Origin of the sequence: Mesorhizobium sp. M1342 (assembly GCF_040317955.1) — a bacterium.
Classification (GTDB): domain Bacteria; phylum Pseudomonadota; class Alphaproteobacteria; order Rhizobiales; family Rhizobiaceae; genus Mesorhizobium.
The window spans coordinates 1-15439 of sequence record NZ_JAMYLI010000055.1; the positions used below are offsets into that span (position 1 = coordinate 1).

The 15439-nt window shown below is 63.6% G+C and carries 19 protein-coding genes and 1 pseudogene; 9 read left to right on the forward strand and 11 right to left on the reverse strand.

Going from position 1 to position 15439, the window contains the following annotated elements:
• Nucleotides 1–208: 208 nt before the first annotated feature.
• Entirely contained in the window at nt 209–910 is a 702-nt protein-coding gene (locus tag NKH06_RS31605) for a PadR family transcriptional regulator (RefSeq protein WP_352440458.1), read from the forward strand.
• Between the two features lie 112 nt (nt 911–1022).
• A complete protein-coding gene (locus NKH06_RS31610; RefSeq protein ID WP_352440459.1) occupies nt 1023–1322 on the forward strand; it encodes an HlyU family transcriptional regulator in 300 nt (99 codons plus the stop codon).
• Nucleotides 1323–1411: 89 nt separating this feature from the next.
• On the opposite strand, the gene NKH06_RS31615 is transcribed toward NKH06_RS31610, so the two are convergent.
• The 6 genes and pseudogenes from NKH06_RS31615 to NKH06_RS31640 all read right to left on the reverse strand — a co-directional run bounded on the left by NKH06_RS31615 (nt 1412) and on the right by NKH06_RS31640 (nt 5265).
• Nucleotides 1412–1621 carry a hypothetical protein gene (locus tag NKH06_RS31615; protein WP_127297412.1) on the reverse strand — a complete coding sequence of 70 codons (210 nt, stop codon included), beginning with the start codon at nt 1619–1621 and terminating at the stop codon, nt 1412–1414.
• Nucleotides 1622–1714: 93 nt separating this feature from the next.
• Entirely contained in the window at nt 1715–2338 is a 624-nt protein-coding gene (locus tag NKH06_RS31620; protein WP_352440460.1) for an outer-membrane lipoprotein carrier protein LolA, read from the reverse strand.
• A 51-nt stretch (nt 2339–2389) separates the two neighbouring features.
• The gene (locus tag NKH06_RS31625) at nt 2390–2653 is read right to left on the reverse strand and encodes a YMGG-like glycine zipper-containing protein (protein ID WP_127297410.1); all 264 of its coding nucleotides are present in this window, start codon (nt 2651–2653) and stop codon (nt 2390–2392) included.
• 116 nt (nt 2654–2769) lie between these two features.
• Nucleotides 2770–3378 carry a hypothetical protein gene (locus NKH06_RS31630; RefSeq protein ID WP_352895082.1) on the reverse strand — a complete coding sequence of 203 codons (609 nt, stop codon included), beginning with the start codon at nt 3376–3378 and terminating at the stop codon, nt 2770–2772.
• A 99-nt stretch (nt 3379–3477) separates the two neighbouring features.
• Nucleotides 3478–4680 (reverse strand): annotated as a pseudogene (locus NKH06_RS31635) (MFS transporter).
• A 126-nt stretch (nt 4681–4806) separates the two neighbouring features.
• Nucleotides 4807–5265: an Lrp/AsnC family transcriptional regulator gene (locus NKH06_RS31640; protein ID WP_013530158.1), complete on the reverse strand. Its 459-nt coding sequence runs from the start codon at nt 5263–5265 to the stop codon at nt 4807–4809.
• A gap of 173 nt (nt 5266–5438) precedes the next feature.
• On the opposite strand from NKH06_RS31640, the gene NKH06_RS31645 reads away from it, so the two are divergent.
• Together NKH06_RS31645 and NKH06_RS31650 are read left to right on the forward strand one after the other, a co-directional pair.
• Entirely contained in the window at nt 5439–6173 is a 735-nt protein-coding gene (locus NKH06_RS31645; RefSeq protein ID WP_352895083.1) for an AzlC family ABC transporter permease, read from the forward strand.
• The gene (locus tag NKH06_RS31650; RefSeq protein ID WP_023809655.1) at nt 6170–6469 is read left to right on the forward strand and encodes an AzlD family protein; all 300 of its coding nucleotides are present in this window, start codon (nt 6170–6172) and stop codon (nt 6467–6469) included. Before NKH06_RS31645 ends, NKH06_RS31650 begins: the two co-directional genes overlap by 4 nt.
• A gap of 55 nt (nt 6470–6524) precedes the next feature.
• Here NKH06_RS31650 and NKH06_RS31655 read toward each other — a convergent pair whose 3' ends face one another.
• On the reverse strand, nt 6525–7160 hold the full coding sequence (locus NKH06_RS31655) for an FMN-dependent NADH-azoreductase (protein WP_023809654.1): 636 nt from the start codon (nt 7158–7160) through the stop codon (nt 6525–6527).
• 111 nt (nt 7161–7271) lie between these two features.
• On the opposite strand from NKH06_RS31655, the gene NKH06_RS31660 reads away from it, so the two are divergent.
• Nucleotides 7272–8222 (forward strand): LysR family transcriptional regulator, encoded by a 951-nt coding sequence (locus NKH06_RS31660; protein WP_023809653.1) that lies wholly within the window; start codon nt 7272–7274, stop codon nt 8220–8222.
• On the opposite strand, the gene NKH06_RS31665 is transcribed toward NKH06_RS31660, so the two are convergent.
• Nucleotides 8161–8781: a TetR/AcrR family transcriptional regulator gene (locus NKH06_RS31665; protein WP_352440464.1), complete on the reverse strand. Its 621-nt coding sequence runs from the start codon at nt 8779–8781 to the stop codon at nt 8161–8163. The two genes, NKH06_RS31660 and NKH06_RS31665, sit on opposite strands and share 62 nt — an antisense overlap.
• A 66-nt stretch (nt 8782–8847) precedes the next feature.
• Here NKH06_RS31665 and NKH06_RS31670 point away from each other — a divergent pair, with 66 nt between their 5' ends.
• Nucleotides 8848–9273 carry a VOC family protein gene (locus NKH06_RS31670; protein WP_352440465.1) on the forward strand — a complete coding sequence of 142 codons (426 nt, stop codon included), beginning with the start codon at nt 8848–8850 and terminating at the stop codon, nt 9271–9273.
• A 6-nt stretch (nt 9274–9279) separates the two neighbouring features.
• On the opposite strand, the gene NKH06_RS31675 is transcribed toward NKH06_RS31670, so the two are convergent.
• Nucleotides 9280–10230, reverse strand: coding sequence for a S1C family serine protease (locus NKH06_RS31675; RefSeq protein WP_023809650.1), 951 nt, complete (start codon nt 10228–10230; stop codon nt 9280–9282).
• Between the two features lie 168 nt (nt 10231–10398).
• On the opposite strand from NKH06_RS31675, the gene NKH06_RS31680 reads away from it, so the two are divergent.
• The 3 genes from NKH06_RS31680 to NKH06_RS31690 all read left to right on the forward strand — a co-directional run bounded on the left by NKH06_RS31680 (nt 10399) and on the right by NKH06_RS31690 (nt 12892).
• Entirely contained in the window at nt 10399–11271 is an 873-nt protein-coding gene (locus NKH06_RS31680) for a S1C family serine protease (RefSeq protein WP_352440466.1), read from the forward strand.
• Between the two features lie 8 nt (nt 11272–11279).
• Complete coding sequence (locus NKH06_RS31685; RefSeq protein WP_352440467.1) at nt 11280–11915, forward strand: helix-turn-helix transcriptional regulator; 636 nt, start codon at nt 11280–11282, stop codon at nt 11913–11915.
• 110 nt (nt 11916–12025) lie between these two features.
• The gene (locus tag NKH06_RS31690) at nt 12026–12892 is read left to right on the forward strand and encodes an SDR family oxidoreductase (RefSeq protein WP_352895087.1); all 867 of its coding nucleotides are present in this window, start codon (nt 12026–12028) and stop codon (nt 12890–12892) included.
• Between the two features lie 125 nt (nt 12893–13017).
• Here NKH06_RS31690 and NKH06_RS31695 read toward each other — a convergent pair whose 3' ends face one another.
• Complete coding sequence (locus tag NKH06_RS31695) at nt 13018–13542, reverse strand: TIGR00645 family protein (protein WP_352775790.1); 525 nt, start codon at nt 13540–13542, stop codon at nt 13018–13020.
• A 305-nt stretch (nt 13543–13847) separates the two neighbouring features.
• Nucleotides 13848–15439 (reverse strand): OmpA family protein (locus NKH06_RS31700; protein ID WP_352895089.1); only part of this gene is annotated, 1592 nt, incomplete at its 5' end.

Genomic DNA, 15439 nt, shown 5'->3' on the forward strand with positions numbered 1-15439 from the left:
CGTCGAAACCATCGAGGCAGCCGAATGCAAGAACTACTTCGAAAACGCAGGCTACGCTTCCGTCAAAATATGAAACGCTCTAGCGGTGCGTTCCGGTGAAAGCAAGCCTCTGGCGCCGCATTCAGATACATCGTAAGATATATCTTGACTCTCTCGATTGGCTCGCATAATTAAGATATATCGTAAGATACAACTCAAGGAGCAATCAATGCACAAACATTTTGGGAGCAATCATTTCGGCGAGCGCATGTTCATGCACATGGCCGGCAAATTCGGCGGCAAATTTGGTGGCAGAGGGGGCGGCGGTTTCGGCCCGTTCGGGCACGGCGGTCGCGGCGGTGGACGCGGCGGCCCGGGCGACATGTTCCGCGCCGGGCGCATGCTGGCCGACGGCGACCTCAAGCTGATCACGCTGTCGCTGCTGGCCGAGGCCCCGCGCCACGGCTACGACATCATCAAGGCCTTGGAAGAGCGCACCAGCGGCATCTACAGCCCGAGCCCGGGCGTGGTCTACCCGACGCTGACCTTCCTGGAAGAGGCCGGCTATGCCGCCTCCGCCGCCGACGGCAACAAGAAGGTGTTTTCGATCACCGAAGCTGGCCAGGCGCATCTCGCCGATAACCGCGAGATGATCGATGGCGTGCTCGACCATCTCGAGCGCTTCGGCCGCAAAATGGCCAAGGCGCGCGACTGGTTCGGCTGGAACGACGAGAGCGATGAGGGCGGGCGTCGTGGCGGCCGGGGTAGCCGCGGGGATCGTTCGGAAGCGCGCGACGAATTCCGCGCAGTCCGCCACCGGCTGCGCGCGGCTCTGGGCGACTTCGTCGACGCCCCGGCCGACAAGCAGGCCGAGGCGATCGCCATCCTCGAAGCCGCCGCCGAGGCCCTGGAAGCGCTGTCGCACAAGTAAGCTCGTCCAGCCGACCGGACGCAGCCCTTGCCCGCTGGGCCAAGGACCGATAGTGAAATTCATCCCGCGTCACTCTACATGGTGCGGGATGAATGCTGTTGGAGGAAGCCCGATGTCTTTTCTGAAGCGTCTTTTCGGCGGTGGCGCCAGCGGAGCCGAAACGGCTGGGCCAACGAGCGCAGCGCCGGCCAAGCAGGTCGAGCACAAGGGCTTCCTGATCAGCGCCATGCCCTACAAGACGGATGGCCAATACCAGACGTGCGGCGTCGTCTCCAAGGAGATCGACGGTGTGGTGAAGGAACACAAATTCATCCGTGCCGACCGTTTCGCCGGGCTCGACGACGCCGTCGACATCTCGATCAAGAAGGGCATCCAACTGGTCGACGAGCAGGGCGACCGGATTTTTGGGTAGATCACCGCTAGCAGGTCACTGCCTAACCATGCGGGCCTTTGCGCCACGATGGACCTCTCGGTCCGGGTTGACGTACGACCGCCGGCGGATCAACTCGTCCTGGCGGGATCGATCGTCATCAGGCGGGTCCTGGCCTCGATCAGATGCCTTCTCGCGGCCCTTATCCGGCCGCACAATGCCAAGTTAAGAGCGACGCCGCCTTCCTCGTCCAGCAAGTCATTCGCGCGCTTCAGAGAGCGCTCAGCTCTCCTTATGCGCAGTCTGGCGTTGGCCGCTTCGATGCTGTGAATTTCAATCATTGTGCCGCGTCCTTTGCGGTTCCGGTCCCTTCATGGACTAAACCGCCGCTGATCCTATTGGTTCCGGCGCTGAGACTATGGCTGCGGTTTCGGCTATTTCGTTGTGGTGTTGAATTCACGGTTTGCTGCATAATCGATAACGAAGGTGCCCTCGGGAGCGCGAACGCCCTGCCTCACATTTGAGATGGTCACCGTCGTGGTAAGTCCCTTCTCGTCGGTGAGGCTCCATCTGCGCAGATCGAGCGATTTTCTGTCGAACACCATGGAGATGTTCGAATTGCCGAAAGCCGATCTGTCGGCCAGCTTGACGGTAACTTGAGCGCCGTCTTCTCTGATGCTTTTGACGCGACTGCCGGAGAAGTCGACCTTGTTGTCGAGCAGCAGCTTAAGCGGCGTCTTCGAGAGAGCATAAAGCCGCGATGTCTTCAGTCTCCTGTTATAAACCACCAGGGATTTGCCATCCGCGATCACGCTGACCCCAGATTGGCCTGCATAGTTGAACCGGATCTTGCCTGGGCGTTGGAGAAAAAACCTGCCGTGTTTTCTTTCCGCTTTCGGGCCCGACTGCACGAAATCCCCTGACATGGATTTCACCGATGAGAGGTGATCGGCAATCGTCTTCGCTTCAACCGGCGCGGCCGAAGCCCCGGCATTCACCGCGGCAACGCCGATAACGGCACACAAGAAACCCAGCAGCTTTTTGATCCGATAGGCCATTCGATTAACCCCCAGCAGACGCGTGATCGAAGGAGATCACGCGCCTTGAGATCAGTAGCCGTTCGGGCACCGCGCGACGTAAACCCGGCCGTACCGATCGCGATATCTGCACTGGCCGGCTTCGCTGGCGTGGCCGATGACGGCCCCTGCTATAGCACCAACCGCACCGCCAACAACCGCCCCTTCCACAGGGTCTCCGGCCACCGCGGCGCCTACGGCCGCGCCACCCAAGCCGCCGACGGCGGCGCCTTGTTCGGTACGGGAGCACGCCGAGAGCGGAATGAGCAGGCTCAAAATGAGCAGCGTCTTTTTCATTGGTTCTCTCCTGGGGTTACTATTAGCCAAAGCTTAAATGCTCAAGAGAGCTTTTCGATCCATCGACCGTTGCCTGCCATTCAAGCCTGGCCGTGGCGGAGCCACGCGCCTTCGGCTCAAATGCCTGCGATCGCCAAAAGCCAGGCCAGGATGTCGAGCAGCAGAAACAGCAGCGCAATCTGCAGCGCCACCCGCAGCCGCTGGATAATTCGCCAGTTGCCGGCCACGTCCGCCTTGATGCGAAGGGCAAGCGCGCGGCGCATGGCCGACATCGTCGTCGGCCTGTCGCCGTCGACATATTGATCAAGCAGCTCTTCCGGATCGAAGCGGAATGTATATTGGTGGTAGGGCCAAAGCTTGAAGACGATCAACCCGCCGATGCCGAACAGCAGGGCCACCGCGGTCCAGTCCCAGAGCCCAAGCCCATTGGAAAGGGCCGCACCGCCGAGCAACGAGTTTGCGAATGCGGTGGCAAAGACAAGGCTGCCGGCGCGGGTGCTCATGTTCTCCACAAGGGTCTGCTGTTGCGTGAGACCTCTCACTGCTTCCTGATAAATGAATGCAAGACGCGGATCGTCGTCGGCAACAGCGCTTGCGGCAATTCTGTTGCTTTCGCTTCCACTCGGATGTTCCGCCATCAGGGTGTCCTCTCTGGCGTGGACTGGATGCGCGAGCTCAGTCGAGATCCCACGGTGCAAATGTTGTCCGTGGACTGCCCCGCGCAAGGGGGGGAACGGATGAAATAGGGGACAGGATCCGTGGCGAACCGAACGGGCCAGGCTGATTGCGCGCCTGGCCAGCAAGGTTTGGGAAATCGACCCGGGCTAAGCCGGCTGCAACTCCCTGCGCGGCAGTGGCGGGAACGCGATGGCGATGCCGACCGCGCCGAGCCCGATAAGAGCCGAGCCGATGAACAGCCAGGAATAGTTGGCGTAGGCGTCGAACACCATGCCGCCGGCAAGCGGTCCCAGCGCCATGCCGAGGCTGGACAGCATGGTGGCGGCGCCGAACACGGTGCCGAGGATGCGCTGGCCGAAATATTCGCGCGCCAGCACCGCATAGAGCGGCATGACACCGCCATAGGTGGCACCGAAGATAACGGCCAGCATGTAGAACTGCTCAAGCTGGCTGATCGACAGATAGGCGGCAATCACGATCGCCTGGATCGCCAGGCCCGCGATCAGCACCGGCTTGACGCCCAGCCTGTCGGCCAGCACGCCGTAGAAGAGTCGGCCGCCGAGGCCTGCCAGGCCTTCGACACTGTAGATCGAGACCGCTGCCATGGGGGCGACGCCACACAGCATGGCATAGCTGACCATGTGGAAGATCGGCCCGGAATGCGCCGCGCAGCAGGCAAAGAAGGTCAGCCCGAGCACGATGAATTGCGGCGAGCGCAGCGCCTGGCCGACCGTCAGGCCGGCGCCTTCGGCAACCGGCGCGGAGCCGGTATCGGCCACGACGGGCTTCGGCGGCTGGCGCACCAGCAGCACCGCCGGCAACAGCAGCACCCAGGCGGTAATGCCGATGTCGAACATGGCGGTGCGCCAGTCATAGGCGGAGATCAACCAGCGGGCGAAGGGCGAGATCGTCATCGGCGCCACGCCCATGCCGGCCGAGACCAGTGAGACGGCAAGGCTGCGGTTGGTGTCGAACCAGCCTGTGGTCAGCGCGATCATCGGCGCGAAAAAGGCGCTTGCCGCGAGACCGACCAGCACGCCATAGGTGACCTGGAAGCTCAGCAGCGAACCGGCGCGGCTGGCCAGCACCAGCGCCAGCCCGAGCAGCACCGCGCCGATCATCACGACGATGCGGGCGCCAAAACGGTCCGATATCGCGCCCCAGGCGAAGCCACCAAGGCCCATCACCAGGAAGTTGAGCGTCATGGCGCTCGAAATGCCGGCGCGCGACCAGTTGGTGTCGATCGCCATCGGCTAGAGAAAGATCGCCAGCGAAAACATCGTCCCGATGGCGACGCAGGACATCAGCGCGCCAGCGGCGACGATGACCCAACGATAGGAAAGGCTCATTCAAATCTCCCATGCCTAAGGGCAGCGCTGCGCGCTGCTTGCACCCGAAGGACGCCGGCACCGGGTTCGATCCTACAATCCGGTTGCATTTTTTATCCAGTTTGACGTGACGCCGTTTTCAGTAGCTCAGATCGGCAGTTCCGACGTGTATTTGATCGTCTGGCTGGGGACGTCGGTCTTGACGTTCTGCACGCCCTTGATGCGGCTCAGATGCTCCGACTGGAAGCGGCGGTAATCGTCGATGCCGGCCGCCACCACACGCACCATGGCGTCGCAATCGCCGAGCATCAGGTAGCACTCCATCACCTGCGGCAGCTTGGCGACTTCGGTGGCGAAATGCTCGATCGTGTCCTCGTCCTGCGTTTTCAACCAGATGCGGGTGAAGAAGGTCAGGCCCTTGCCGATGCTGGCGGGGTTGAGCACGGCGACGTAGCGGTCGATGACACCGGCCTCCTCCAGCAGCTTCACGCGACGCAGGCAAGGCGATGGCGACAGCCCGACCTCATTGGCCAGATCGTTGTTGGCCATGCGGCCGTCGCGCTGCAGCGCCCGCAGGATCCGCTTGTCGATCTCATCAAGTTTCATGGCTCTGGATTCCATCTATTTATGGCTTTGTAGCGCCAAATGCCAAATTCTGATGAAACACAACAATCTTCGCAACCAAATTGTGAGCCGGTGCCGCTATGTTTGCGGCCGACATCACAAGAGTCCAGAAGCAACCCGGGAGCGGCGGCCGCGAGGCGCGCCAGGGGAGACGCATGAGCATTTCACAGGCAGTCGAGGCGGCGGGCAATGGTTCGGGATCCGAGTTCCGCCGTGGCGTGGCGTCCTGCGCGCCGGTGCTGTTCGGCACCATCCCCTATGCGCTGGTGCTTGGCGCCCAGGCCACGCAGAAAGGCTTAAGCACGGTCGAACTGTCTGCCATGACAGGGCTGAACTTCGCCGGCGGCTCGGAATTCGCGGCGATCCAGTTGTGGACGTCGCCGCCGCACGTCGTGCTCATCGTCGCCATCACCTTCCTGGTCAACAGCCGTCACCTGCTGATGGGTGCGGCACTGGCGCCGTTCCTGCGCCACCTGCCACGACGCAAGGTGTTTCCGGCGCTTTTCTTTATGTGCGATGAAAGCTGGGCGCTGGGCCTGGCCGATGCCAGGCAGCGCACCGCTGCCGGCATCACGCCGGCCTTCAGCCCGCGCTACTATATGGGCGCAGCGCTGGCGATGTATCTCACCTGGGTGGTCTTCACCACGTTGGGCGCTTTGCTCGGTCCGATGCTCGGCGACGTCGGGGCCTATGGTTTCGACATGGCGTTCCCGGCTGTCTTCCTGGTGCTGATGCGCGGCATGTGGACGGGTATGGCGGCGGCGCGACCCTGGCTGGTCAGCCTGGTCGTGGCAGCACTGGTCTATCTCTTCGTTCCCGGCGCCTGGTATGTCGCCGCCGGCGCGGTATCGGGGCTGGTCGCGGCTTGGCTGATGGCGGGTGATCCATGATCGACGCAATGACCTTTCTCACCATCGTGCTGATGGCCGGCGTCACTTACCTGACGCGCATCGGCGGCTATGTCGTGCTGCGCAACCGCACACTCAGCGCGCGTGCCACGGCGGTCATGGGAGCCGCGCCTGGTTGCGTGCTGATCTCTGTCATCGCACCGGCCTTCGTGTCGAAGTCCCCGGCGGATATTCTGGCGCTGGCTGTTACTCTGGTAGCCGCCACGCGGCTTTCCATGCTGCCGACCGTGCTGATCGGAGTCAGCGCCGCTGGTCTGCTGAGGCACCTCATCGGCTAGAACGAAAAAGGCAGGCGCGCACGCCTGCCTTTCGAAGCGGACAAATTTTGGCTCTTTACGCGGCAGCCGCAACACCCTGGCTGGCGGCCACTACGGCATCGACCTTGGCGGTCGCCTTGGCGAGAGCTGCGGTCACCGCGTCAGGACCCATGCCGACGCCTTCGATGCGGATGACATCGACATCGGTCATGCCGAGGAAGCCGAGCACGCCGCGCAGGTAGGGGATGGCGTGATCGAACTGCACGGCCGCACCTTCGGAGTAGATGCCGCCCGAAGCCAGCACGATATAGACCTTCTTGCCGGTGACGAGACCCTTGGGGCCGTTCTCGCCATAGGCAAAGCTCTTGCCGGAACGAGAGATGTGATCGACCCAGGACTTCAGTGTCGAGGAGATGTTAAAGTTGATGAAGCCTGTGGCCAGGATCACCGTGTCGGCGGCAAACAGCTCGTCGAGCACGACATCGGAGACGCCGACGACTTCAGCCTGGCGCGCAGTGCGGGCTTCCGCCGGCACGTAGATGCCGCTGGCGTAGTCGGCGTCGATATGGGGGAGCGGATTGGCGACGAGGTCGCGCACGACGAGCGTGTTCGACGGATCGGCGGCGACGAGCTTTTCAGCGAATTCGGTAGCGATGCGGGTCGAATGCGAGGCGGCGCCCCGCGGGCTTGAGGTGACAAGAAGAATGGACATTTTGGGCTCTCCAGCGGTTGGAATGATTTGTCCCGCCAGATATGGGGCTTTCGATCCATTCAATAAACTGGTATATTTTCTATACGATCCATCTATAAGTTAGATATAGCGATGCAGCCCAACCCGACGCTCGATCAACTTCAGATCTTTGTGACAGTCGCCGAAGCCGGCAGCTTCTCGGCCGCCGGCCGCAAGCTCAACCGGGCACAGTCCGTGATCAGCTACGGCATCGCCAATCTCGAGGCGCAGCTGGGGCTGAAACTGTTCGAGCGCGAGGGCACGCGCGAGCCGCAATTGACCGAGATCGGCCGGGCGATGCTGGAGGATGCGCGGCGCATGATCGGCGTGCTGCAGCGCATCCGCTCGCGCGTCGACGGCCACCACCAGGGGCTCGAGGCCGAAGTCGCGCTGTCGGTCGATGCGGCGCTGCCGTCGCCGGTGCTGGTGCGGGTGTTGAAGGCATTCGAGGTGCAGTTTCCGACCGTGATGCTGCGCCTGCATATCGGCACGCTCGGCCTGATCCCCGATCATGTCGTCAGCGGGCAGGCCGACCTTGGCATTGGCGGCCTGCTGGGCGATGTCGATGTGCATCTCGCGCGCATCGGCTTCATGTCGATCGTGCTGGCCGCCGCGCCCAGCCATCCGCTGGCCCTGCTGCCGAAGCCGGTGGCGATCGAGGATGCGCGCGAACACACGCAGCTTGTCGTCACCGACCAGTCGGAGCGTACCAAGGGGCGCGACTTCGGCGTCTTCGCCTACCGTACCTGGCGGCTGACGGATGTGCGCACCAAGCATATGCTGATGCGCGAGGGGCTGGGCTGGGGCGGGCTGCCGCGCTGGCTGATAGCAGACGACCTGGCGAGTGGCCGGCTGGTCGAAATCGACCTCGAATCCTTCAGGGAGGTGAGTTCGCCGCTGTTTGCCATGCACCGCAACGATCGCAGCCCGAAGCCAGCGGCCGCCTGGCTGATCGACCAGTTCAAGCGCCAGCTCGGCTGCTTCAACGAGTTCGAACCGGGCGAGGTGCCTGAGGAAGAGACAGGCCATCGATCAGTGCTATGAGCACCGCGCGGTAGTCCTGAACTGACGCACCGGCCTCGATGGCCAGGGCGGCACGATCGAAGGCGGAGCCGAGCAGTGCGGTCAGCGCGTCGGCCGGCAATCTCGTCATCGTTTGCGCCCGCATCGCCGCGACCAGCCCTTCGCGCAGCGAGCGGTTGCCATGGCGGTTGTCGATCGCGTCCATGGCGGCGCGGCCAAGCACGGCCGGGCCGTCGAGCAGCAGCAGGCGCGTGCGGCCTGGCGTGCGCATGGCGGTGAGATAGGCGTCGGAACCGGCAATCAGTGCGTCGCGGGCATTGAGTGATGGCGCCGAGGCGCGCTCGATCTCCTCGGCGACCGCTGCCGCCTCCTGGTCGACCACGGCGGCAAACAGCGCCTGCTTGTCGGCGAAGTGATGGTAAAGCGCGCCGCGCGTGACGCCGGCGGCAGCGGCGATCTCCGGCGTGCCGGTCTCGGCATAGGATTTTTCCGTAAACAGCTTTCGCGCCGCGGCAATCAGGTCGGCGCGCGTCGCCTCGGTACGGTCACGGTTGGAACGACGCGCGGAATCGCGTTGCATACATGCAGCCTGTATGTTAATTCAATTTACATGCAGACTGTATGTTAATTGACGGGAGAAGGAAAGATGAAGACGACGAGCTATTACCCGGTGCTGATGACCGGCGACGTCGCCGGCACGACGGCGTTCTATGTCGAGCATTTCGGCTTCCAGCCGCTGTTTGAAAGCGATTGGTATGTGCATCTGCAATCGGTGGACAACAAACGCGTCAATCTCGGCATCGTCCAGGGCGACCACGAGACCATCCCGAAGGAGGGGCGGGGCCGCACATCGGGCCTGCTGATCAATTTCGAGGTTCGCGACCCGGACGCGGTCTATGAGCGGATCCTTGCCGCCGGCCTGCCGATCCTCCGATCCTTGCGCGACGAGCCCTTCGGCCAGCGCCATTTCATCACCAAAGACCCCAATGGCGTGCTGATCGACGTCATCAAGCCGATTCCGCCGAGCGAGGCGTTTCTGGCGCAGTACGCGGAGGGGGCTGCGGAACGGTGACGGTCCTCAGCCCGCCCTTGCCACCGGCGTCACCGTCACCTGGCTGACGCCGGTGCGGCGCACCACGGTGCATTGTGTCTCGCGGCCGATGCGCTCGGCGTCGAGCACGCGCACCAGATCGTCGACGCCGGTGACCGGGCGGCCGTCTATTGCGGCGATGATGTCGCCCTCCTTCAAGCCGGCCTTGGCCGCCGGGCCGTCCTTCTCGACGCTGCGCAGGCGAACCGCCGTGCTGGTCGAGACTTGCGACAACAGGGCAGCGCGTCGCGGCAGATTGACGGTGTCGGCCGAGACGCCGATGAAGGCGCGGCGCACGCGGCCGAAGCGGATGATCTCCGAAATGACGAAATTGGCGGTGTTGGAGGCAACCGCGAAGGCGATGCCTTGCGCGCCATGGATCATGGCGGTGTTGACGCCGATGACCTCGCCGGCCGACGACACCAGCGGTCCGCCGGAATTGCCGGGATTGAGCGCTGCGTCGGTCTGGATAACGTCGTCGATCAGTCGGCCGGTGGAGGCGCGCATCGAGCGGCCGAGCGCAGAGACGACGCCCGAGGTGACGGTCCATTCGAAGCCCAGAGGATTGCCGATTGCAATGGCGATCTGGCCGCGCCGCAGCCGCTTGGAATCGCCCAACGGTGCGATATCGGCAAAGCTGCCGTCGGCGCGCACCAGCGCGATGTCGGTGTCGGGATCGCGGCCAAGCACGCGACCTTCGCGAGAAGCACCGTCCGGCATCGACACGCGCACCGTCCTGGCGTCGCCGACGACGTGGAAATTGGTGACGACCAGCCCGTCCGGCGCGATGACGAAGCCGGAGCCATGGCCGCCCTGACCGCCAACGCGCTCGATGCGGCAGACGGCCGGACCGATGCGGTCGACGGCGTCGGCAACCGTCGTCGAATAGGCGTCGAGCAGCGTATCATCGGTTTGGAATTTGGCGACGGCGAGGGCCATGGGAGGGCTCCGTGTGTTCAGGCTTGATCGTGACTATATGTGCGGAGCGGCTGGAACCGCAGCGACCTGACCAGATGGCCAGTCAAACCGGCAACTAGCCGTCAGGCGAGTACCCGCGGACGCGCTGTCGAGCGATATCTGGGGCATGGATGAACCCAGGAGACCATTATGAGCGATTTCAATCTGAGCGCGTTTTCGCAAGCCGTCGCCGATCTCGCCGCCAAGGCCGCGCCGGCAACGGCTGGCTTCGCCACGCATCATCACCGCACGGCAAGCGCCTTCCACTGGCGCGACGGCTATTTCGTCACCGCTGAAGAGGCTGTCGAGGCCGGCGAGGAGATCGAACTGGTGTTGGCTTCGGGGGAAACGGTGAAGGCCGAGCTGGTTGGCCGCGACCCTTCTACCGGTGTTGCCCTGCTGAAGCCGGCGGAGGCCGTCAGCGCCGCGCCGTTGGCCAAGGCCGATGCGGTGCGGCCGGGCAACATCGCCATTGCCATCGGCAGCAGTGACGGTTCCGCTTTGGCTGTTTCAGGCTCGGTGGGCGAAGTCGGCCCGGCCTGGCGCTCGATGCGCGGCGGCACCATCGACCGGCGCATCAATCTTGCCGTCGGCGCCGGCGGCCGTTTCGAGGGCGGCCCGGTTCTCGACGCCAAGGGTGCGCTGATCGGCATGCTGTTGTTCGGACCGCGCCACCGGGCGCTGGTCATGCCTTACGAGACGATCGAGCGGGCGGTCGCGACCTTGCGCGAAAAGGGCCATGTCGCGCGCGGCTATCTCGGCGCCGGCCTGCATCCGGTACGCGACCGCGACGCGCACGGCGCGATGGTGATGAGTCTCGATGACGATGGTCCCGCGAAGGCCGCCGGTCTCTCTCTTGGCGATATCATCGTGGCGTGGAACGGTGAGGCGGTGCACGGCCCGCGGGACCTGATCCGCAGGCTCGGACCCGACAGTGCCGGCGCTTCGGTGACGCTCGGTGTCGTGCGCGGCGGCGAACAGCGCGATGTCGCGCTGACAATCGGCGAAAAGCCGCTGAGCTGAGAGGATCCATGGACACGCTCACCGGCGACCGGATCATGCATGACGGTGCCGTCTCGCGGCGGCTGGTGGTGCTGATTGCGCTTGGCGATGCGTCACGCGCCGAGCGCCTGGCGGCATCGCTGGCCGCGAGCGATGACCTGCTGCCGGTCGTGGCTGGCGGTGGAAGAGCCGACGTCGCCATCGTTGACGACAGCATTGGTGATGGCGTGCCGGCCCTCATTCCACGGGTGCTGCTGACCGGACGCGCTGGCGGCGAGTGGCCCGCCGGTGAGGTGCTGGCCGTGATGTCCGCTGGCGCGGACGATTTGTTGATCGCCGCGGCGGCGCGGCTGGCCGCGGCCGGCTATCGCGTCTCGGGCGAGCGCGGAAGCGGACGCCATGAGGATTTCCGTGCCGGCGATGGCGAGCCGTTCGAGGAGGAAGCCTCCGACGAGCATGCCGCCCGGCCTTCGCTGTCGCCGCGTGAGGCGGAAGTGTTGGCGCTGCTGGCCGAGGGCGCTCCAAACAAGGTGATCGCGCGGCGGCTCAACATTTCGGTGCACACCGCGAAGTTTCATGTCGCCGCAATCCTGATCAAGCTCGGTGCCGCCAACCGCACCGATGCGATTGCCATTGCGATGCGGCAGGGGCTGGTGCTGGTTTAGTCATAAACCCTACGCTGCGTAACGCGGTGTCCAGCGTGTCGGGTCTTGCGCTGTGGTCGCCCGCCGCGCAAAGGTTTGCGCCTGTTGTGTTGCAAGGGAGGCGCAAGGAAATGTCGCTCAAGGGAAAGACGCTGTTCATCTCCGGCGGGTCGCGCGGCATCGGGCTGGCGATCGCGCTGCGCGCCGCGCGTGACGGCGCCAATGTGACGATCGCCGCCAAGACCGCCGAACCGCATCCGAAGCTGCCGGGCACGATCTATACGGCGGCCGAAGAGATCGAACAGGCCGGCGGCAATGCGCTGCCTGTGCTGTGCGACATCCGTGAGGAGGCACAAGTGGCCGAGGCGGTCGCCAGGACCGTGGAGAAATTCGGCGGTATCGACATCTGCGTCAACAATGCCAGCGCCATCCAACTCACCGGCACGCTCAAGACCGACATGAAGCGCTACGATCTGATGCATCAGATCAACACGCGCGGTACCTTCCTGGTCTCGAAAATGTGCATTCCTCACCTGAAGTTGGCGCAAAATGCTCACATCCTGAATCTGGCGCCGCCGCTCGACATGAAGGCCAAGTGGTTCAGGAATCACGTCGCCTACACGATGGCCAAGTTCGGCATGTCGATGTGCACGCTGGGCATGAGCGCCGAGTTCGCCAAGGACGGTATCTCGGTCAATTCGCTGTGGCCGATCTCGACCATAGACACGGCGGCGGTGCGCAATCTGCTGGGCGGCGCGACGGTGGCGGCGATGAGCCGTTTGCCCGACATCATGGCCGATGCCGCGCATGCCATCTTCATGCGGCCAGCGCGCGAGACAACAGGTAATTTCTACATCGACGAGGAGGTGCTGCGCGCCGAGGGCGTCAGCGATTTTTCAGCCTATGCGCCAGGTGCGACCGGGCCTCTGGCCGGCGATTTCTTTGTCCCTGATGAGGTGTTTGCCCGCACGGACAGCAAGATCAAGAGCATCTACTAGATCCGCGTTATTGTGAGCGTCGAGCTAAGCCATCCGCCTTGGCTGAGCCACGGCAAAGCCTCGCGCAAACAAAGCGATAGGGCGCCAACCCTGCCGGTATGATTCAAGGGCCGGCAGGCGCTTGCTTACGCCTCATCCTTCTTGCCTTTGCTGAGGCCCATCAGCCGGTCGATATAGGCGAGCATGAAGGCCGAGACGACGAAGGCGAGGTGGATGATGGTCAGCCACATCAACTGGTCGGTGGTGTAGGACGACGAGTTCAAAAACACCTGCAAAAGGTGGATGGAGGAGATGGCGACGATAGTCGAGGCGACCTTGACCTTCAGCGAACCGACATCGATCGTGCCCAGCCAATGCACGCCGTCGTCGCCGCCGTCCTGGTCATCGAAGCGGCTGACGAAATTCTCGTAGCCCGAGATGATGACCATCACCACCAGCGAAGCGACCAGCGCGGCATCGATGAGGCCGAGCATCTTCAGGATGGTGTCGGTGTCATCGAGCGTGAAGGCCAGGGTAATGAACTCATAAAGCTTCTTGCCGAATGACAGCGCATAGACGGCCAATGCAAGGGCCAGGCCTATATAGAAAACGACGAGCAGCCAGCGCGACGCGAGGATGATCGATTCGATGGCGAGTTCGAGACGCTTCATAGGATGATTCCGGCTGGTTATCTCTCGGACAATGGCCGTATTCCGCCAGGTCGCCACCGTTTGCAAGACAAAAAGCCCCGCCGAACAATGTCCGGCGGGGCTCAATGCGTCCCGCTGGAGTCGGGACGGGGCAGGGAACGCCCAGGCTTGAATCTGGGGTAGGTGCGCTCGCGATTCAATGAGCCGTGTCTAATGGCTGTACAATTCTTGTTGAACCCGGCACATCCATCCACCCCCGGCAGTGCCGGGGATGGATGCTTCTCGTGCCGATTCCGCAAACCAGGTCATGGTTTTGAAATCATGACCTAATTGTTGCTGGCGACCGGTGCCACCAGCGACGTGATGCGGCGAATGCCAACGCGCCGGTTCTCGCGGTTCGGCGCCGACGTATTGACCTTCAGATACTCCTCGCCATAACCCTGTGTCGTCAGGTTCTCCGGCGGGATGCCGAAGGCGTTGGTGAGCGCTTCCGCCACTGATTCCGCGCGGCGATCGGAAAGGGCCAGGTTAGCCTCCGGTGTGCCGACGGCGTCGGTGTGACCTTCGATCAGGAAGGTCTCGGCCGGGTTCTTCTTCAACAACTTCTCCATTGCGGTGGCGACGCCCTCGAGCTTCTGCACCTCGGTGTCGGAGATCGAGGCCGAGCCGAATTCGAAGTTGAGCGTGTCGAGATCGACGCGCCGTGCGATGTCCCGCACGCGTGCCGAACGTTTGACCTCGTCGATCGAGTAGAGGCGCTGGACCTTCTCCACCGGTGGCTGTTCGAGGAAGGTGTAGTAGTCGTCCGGATCCTGGACATCCTCGGAGTCCAGAATGTACTCCTCGCGCGGGATTGTCAGCCGCATCGGCGGCAGATCATCGCCGGGATCGCGCCAGTCGCTGTCGTCCTCATAGTGCCGCTCATCGACATAGCTCAGCACATATTCGCGTCCATCCGGCGCAATGCGCGAACGCTGGATGACGTCGCCATAGCGGTTGCGGATGGTGACGATCTGGACACCGTTGTCACGCTCGACGATTTCCCGGGTGCGATTGCCCGAGAGATCCTCATAATAGACGTTCCTGGCGCCGCGGGTCATGCGCGGGGCGTCATTGCTCTCGACGAACGTCTGGTTGTTGAACTGCAGGATGACGCGGTCGCCGAGTTCCCTGACGACGTCGACGCCTTTCGGACGCCGGCGGTCGCGGACGTTCTCATCGGGTGCACGCTCTACGCGTGTGCCCTTTTCCTCGGTCACCGGCGCGATCTTCTCGGGCTTGATCTCCTGCTGTGCGGCCCTGTCGTCGGTGGGGGGCGGGCCTTGGTCGATGGGAGCAGCCACCGGCTTGCGGCCCTGATCGCCACCTTGCTGGGCATTTTGCCCGCCATTCTGCTGCTCGCCATCCTGGGGGACGATCTTGTCGCCCTGCTTGCGGCCGCCTCTGCGCTCGGCGTCCTTCTGGCTGTCCAGGATGGGAGCGGCGTTTGGATCGGCCGGTGCTTCGCCTTGCACCGGGCTTTCGCCCTGTACCGGTGCTGCCGTCTGACCATTGGCCGGTTGTTCGCCGGTGGCTGGCTGCTCGGCTGTGGCCGGCTGCTCGCCAACAGGTTTCCTGACACGCTTCTTCGTCGTGTCCTGGGGCTGCTCGCCCTGGGCCGCGGGCTGTTCGCCGGCAGGGGCCGTCGCCTCTCCAGCGGGAGCCTCCTTCGGTGCCGGGGCGACTTCAGGTTGGGCCTGCTGGTCCTGCCTGTTCTTCTTGCGCGGCTTGGCCTGCTCGCCGGGCTGATTGTCGTTGGCCGGTTCCGCCTGGCCGGCCGGCGCCTGCTCGGTTTGCTGCTGCTGGTCGCGCTTCTTCCTGCGCGGCTGCTGTTCCTCGGCTGGAGCGGCCTGTTCGGCCGGCGCCTGCTCGGTCTGCT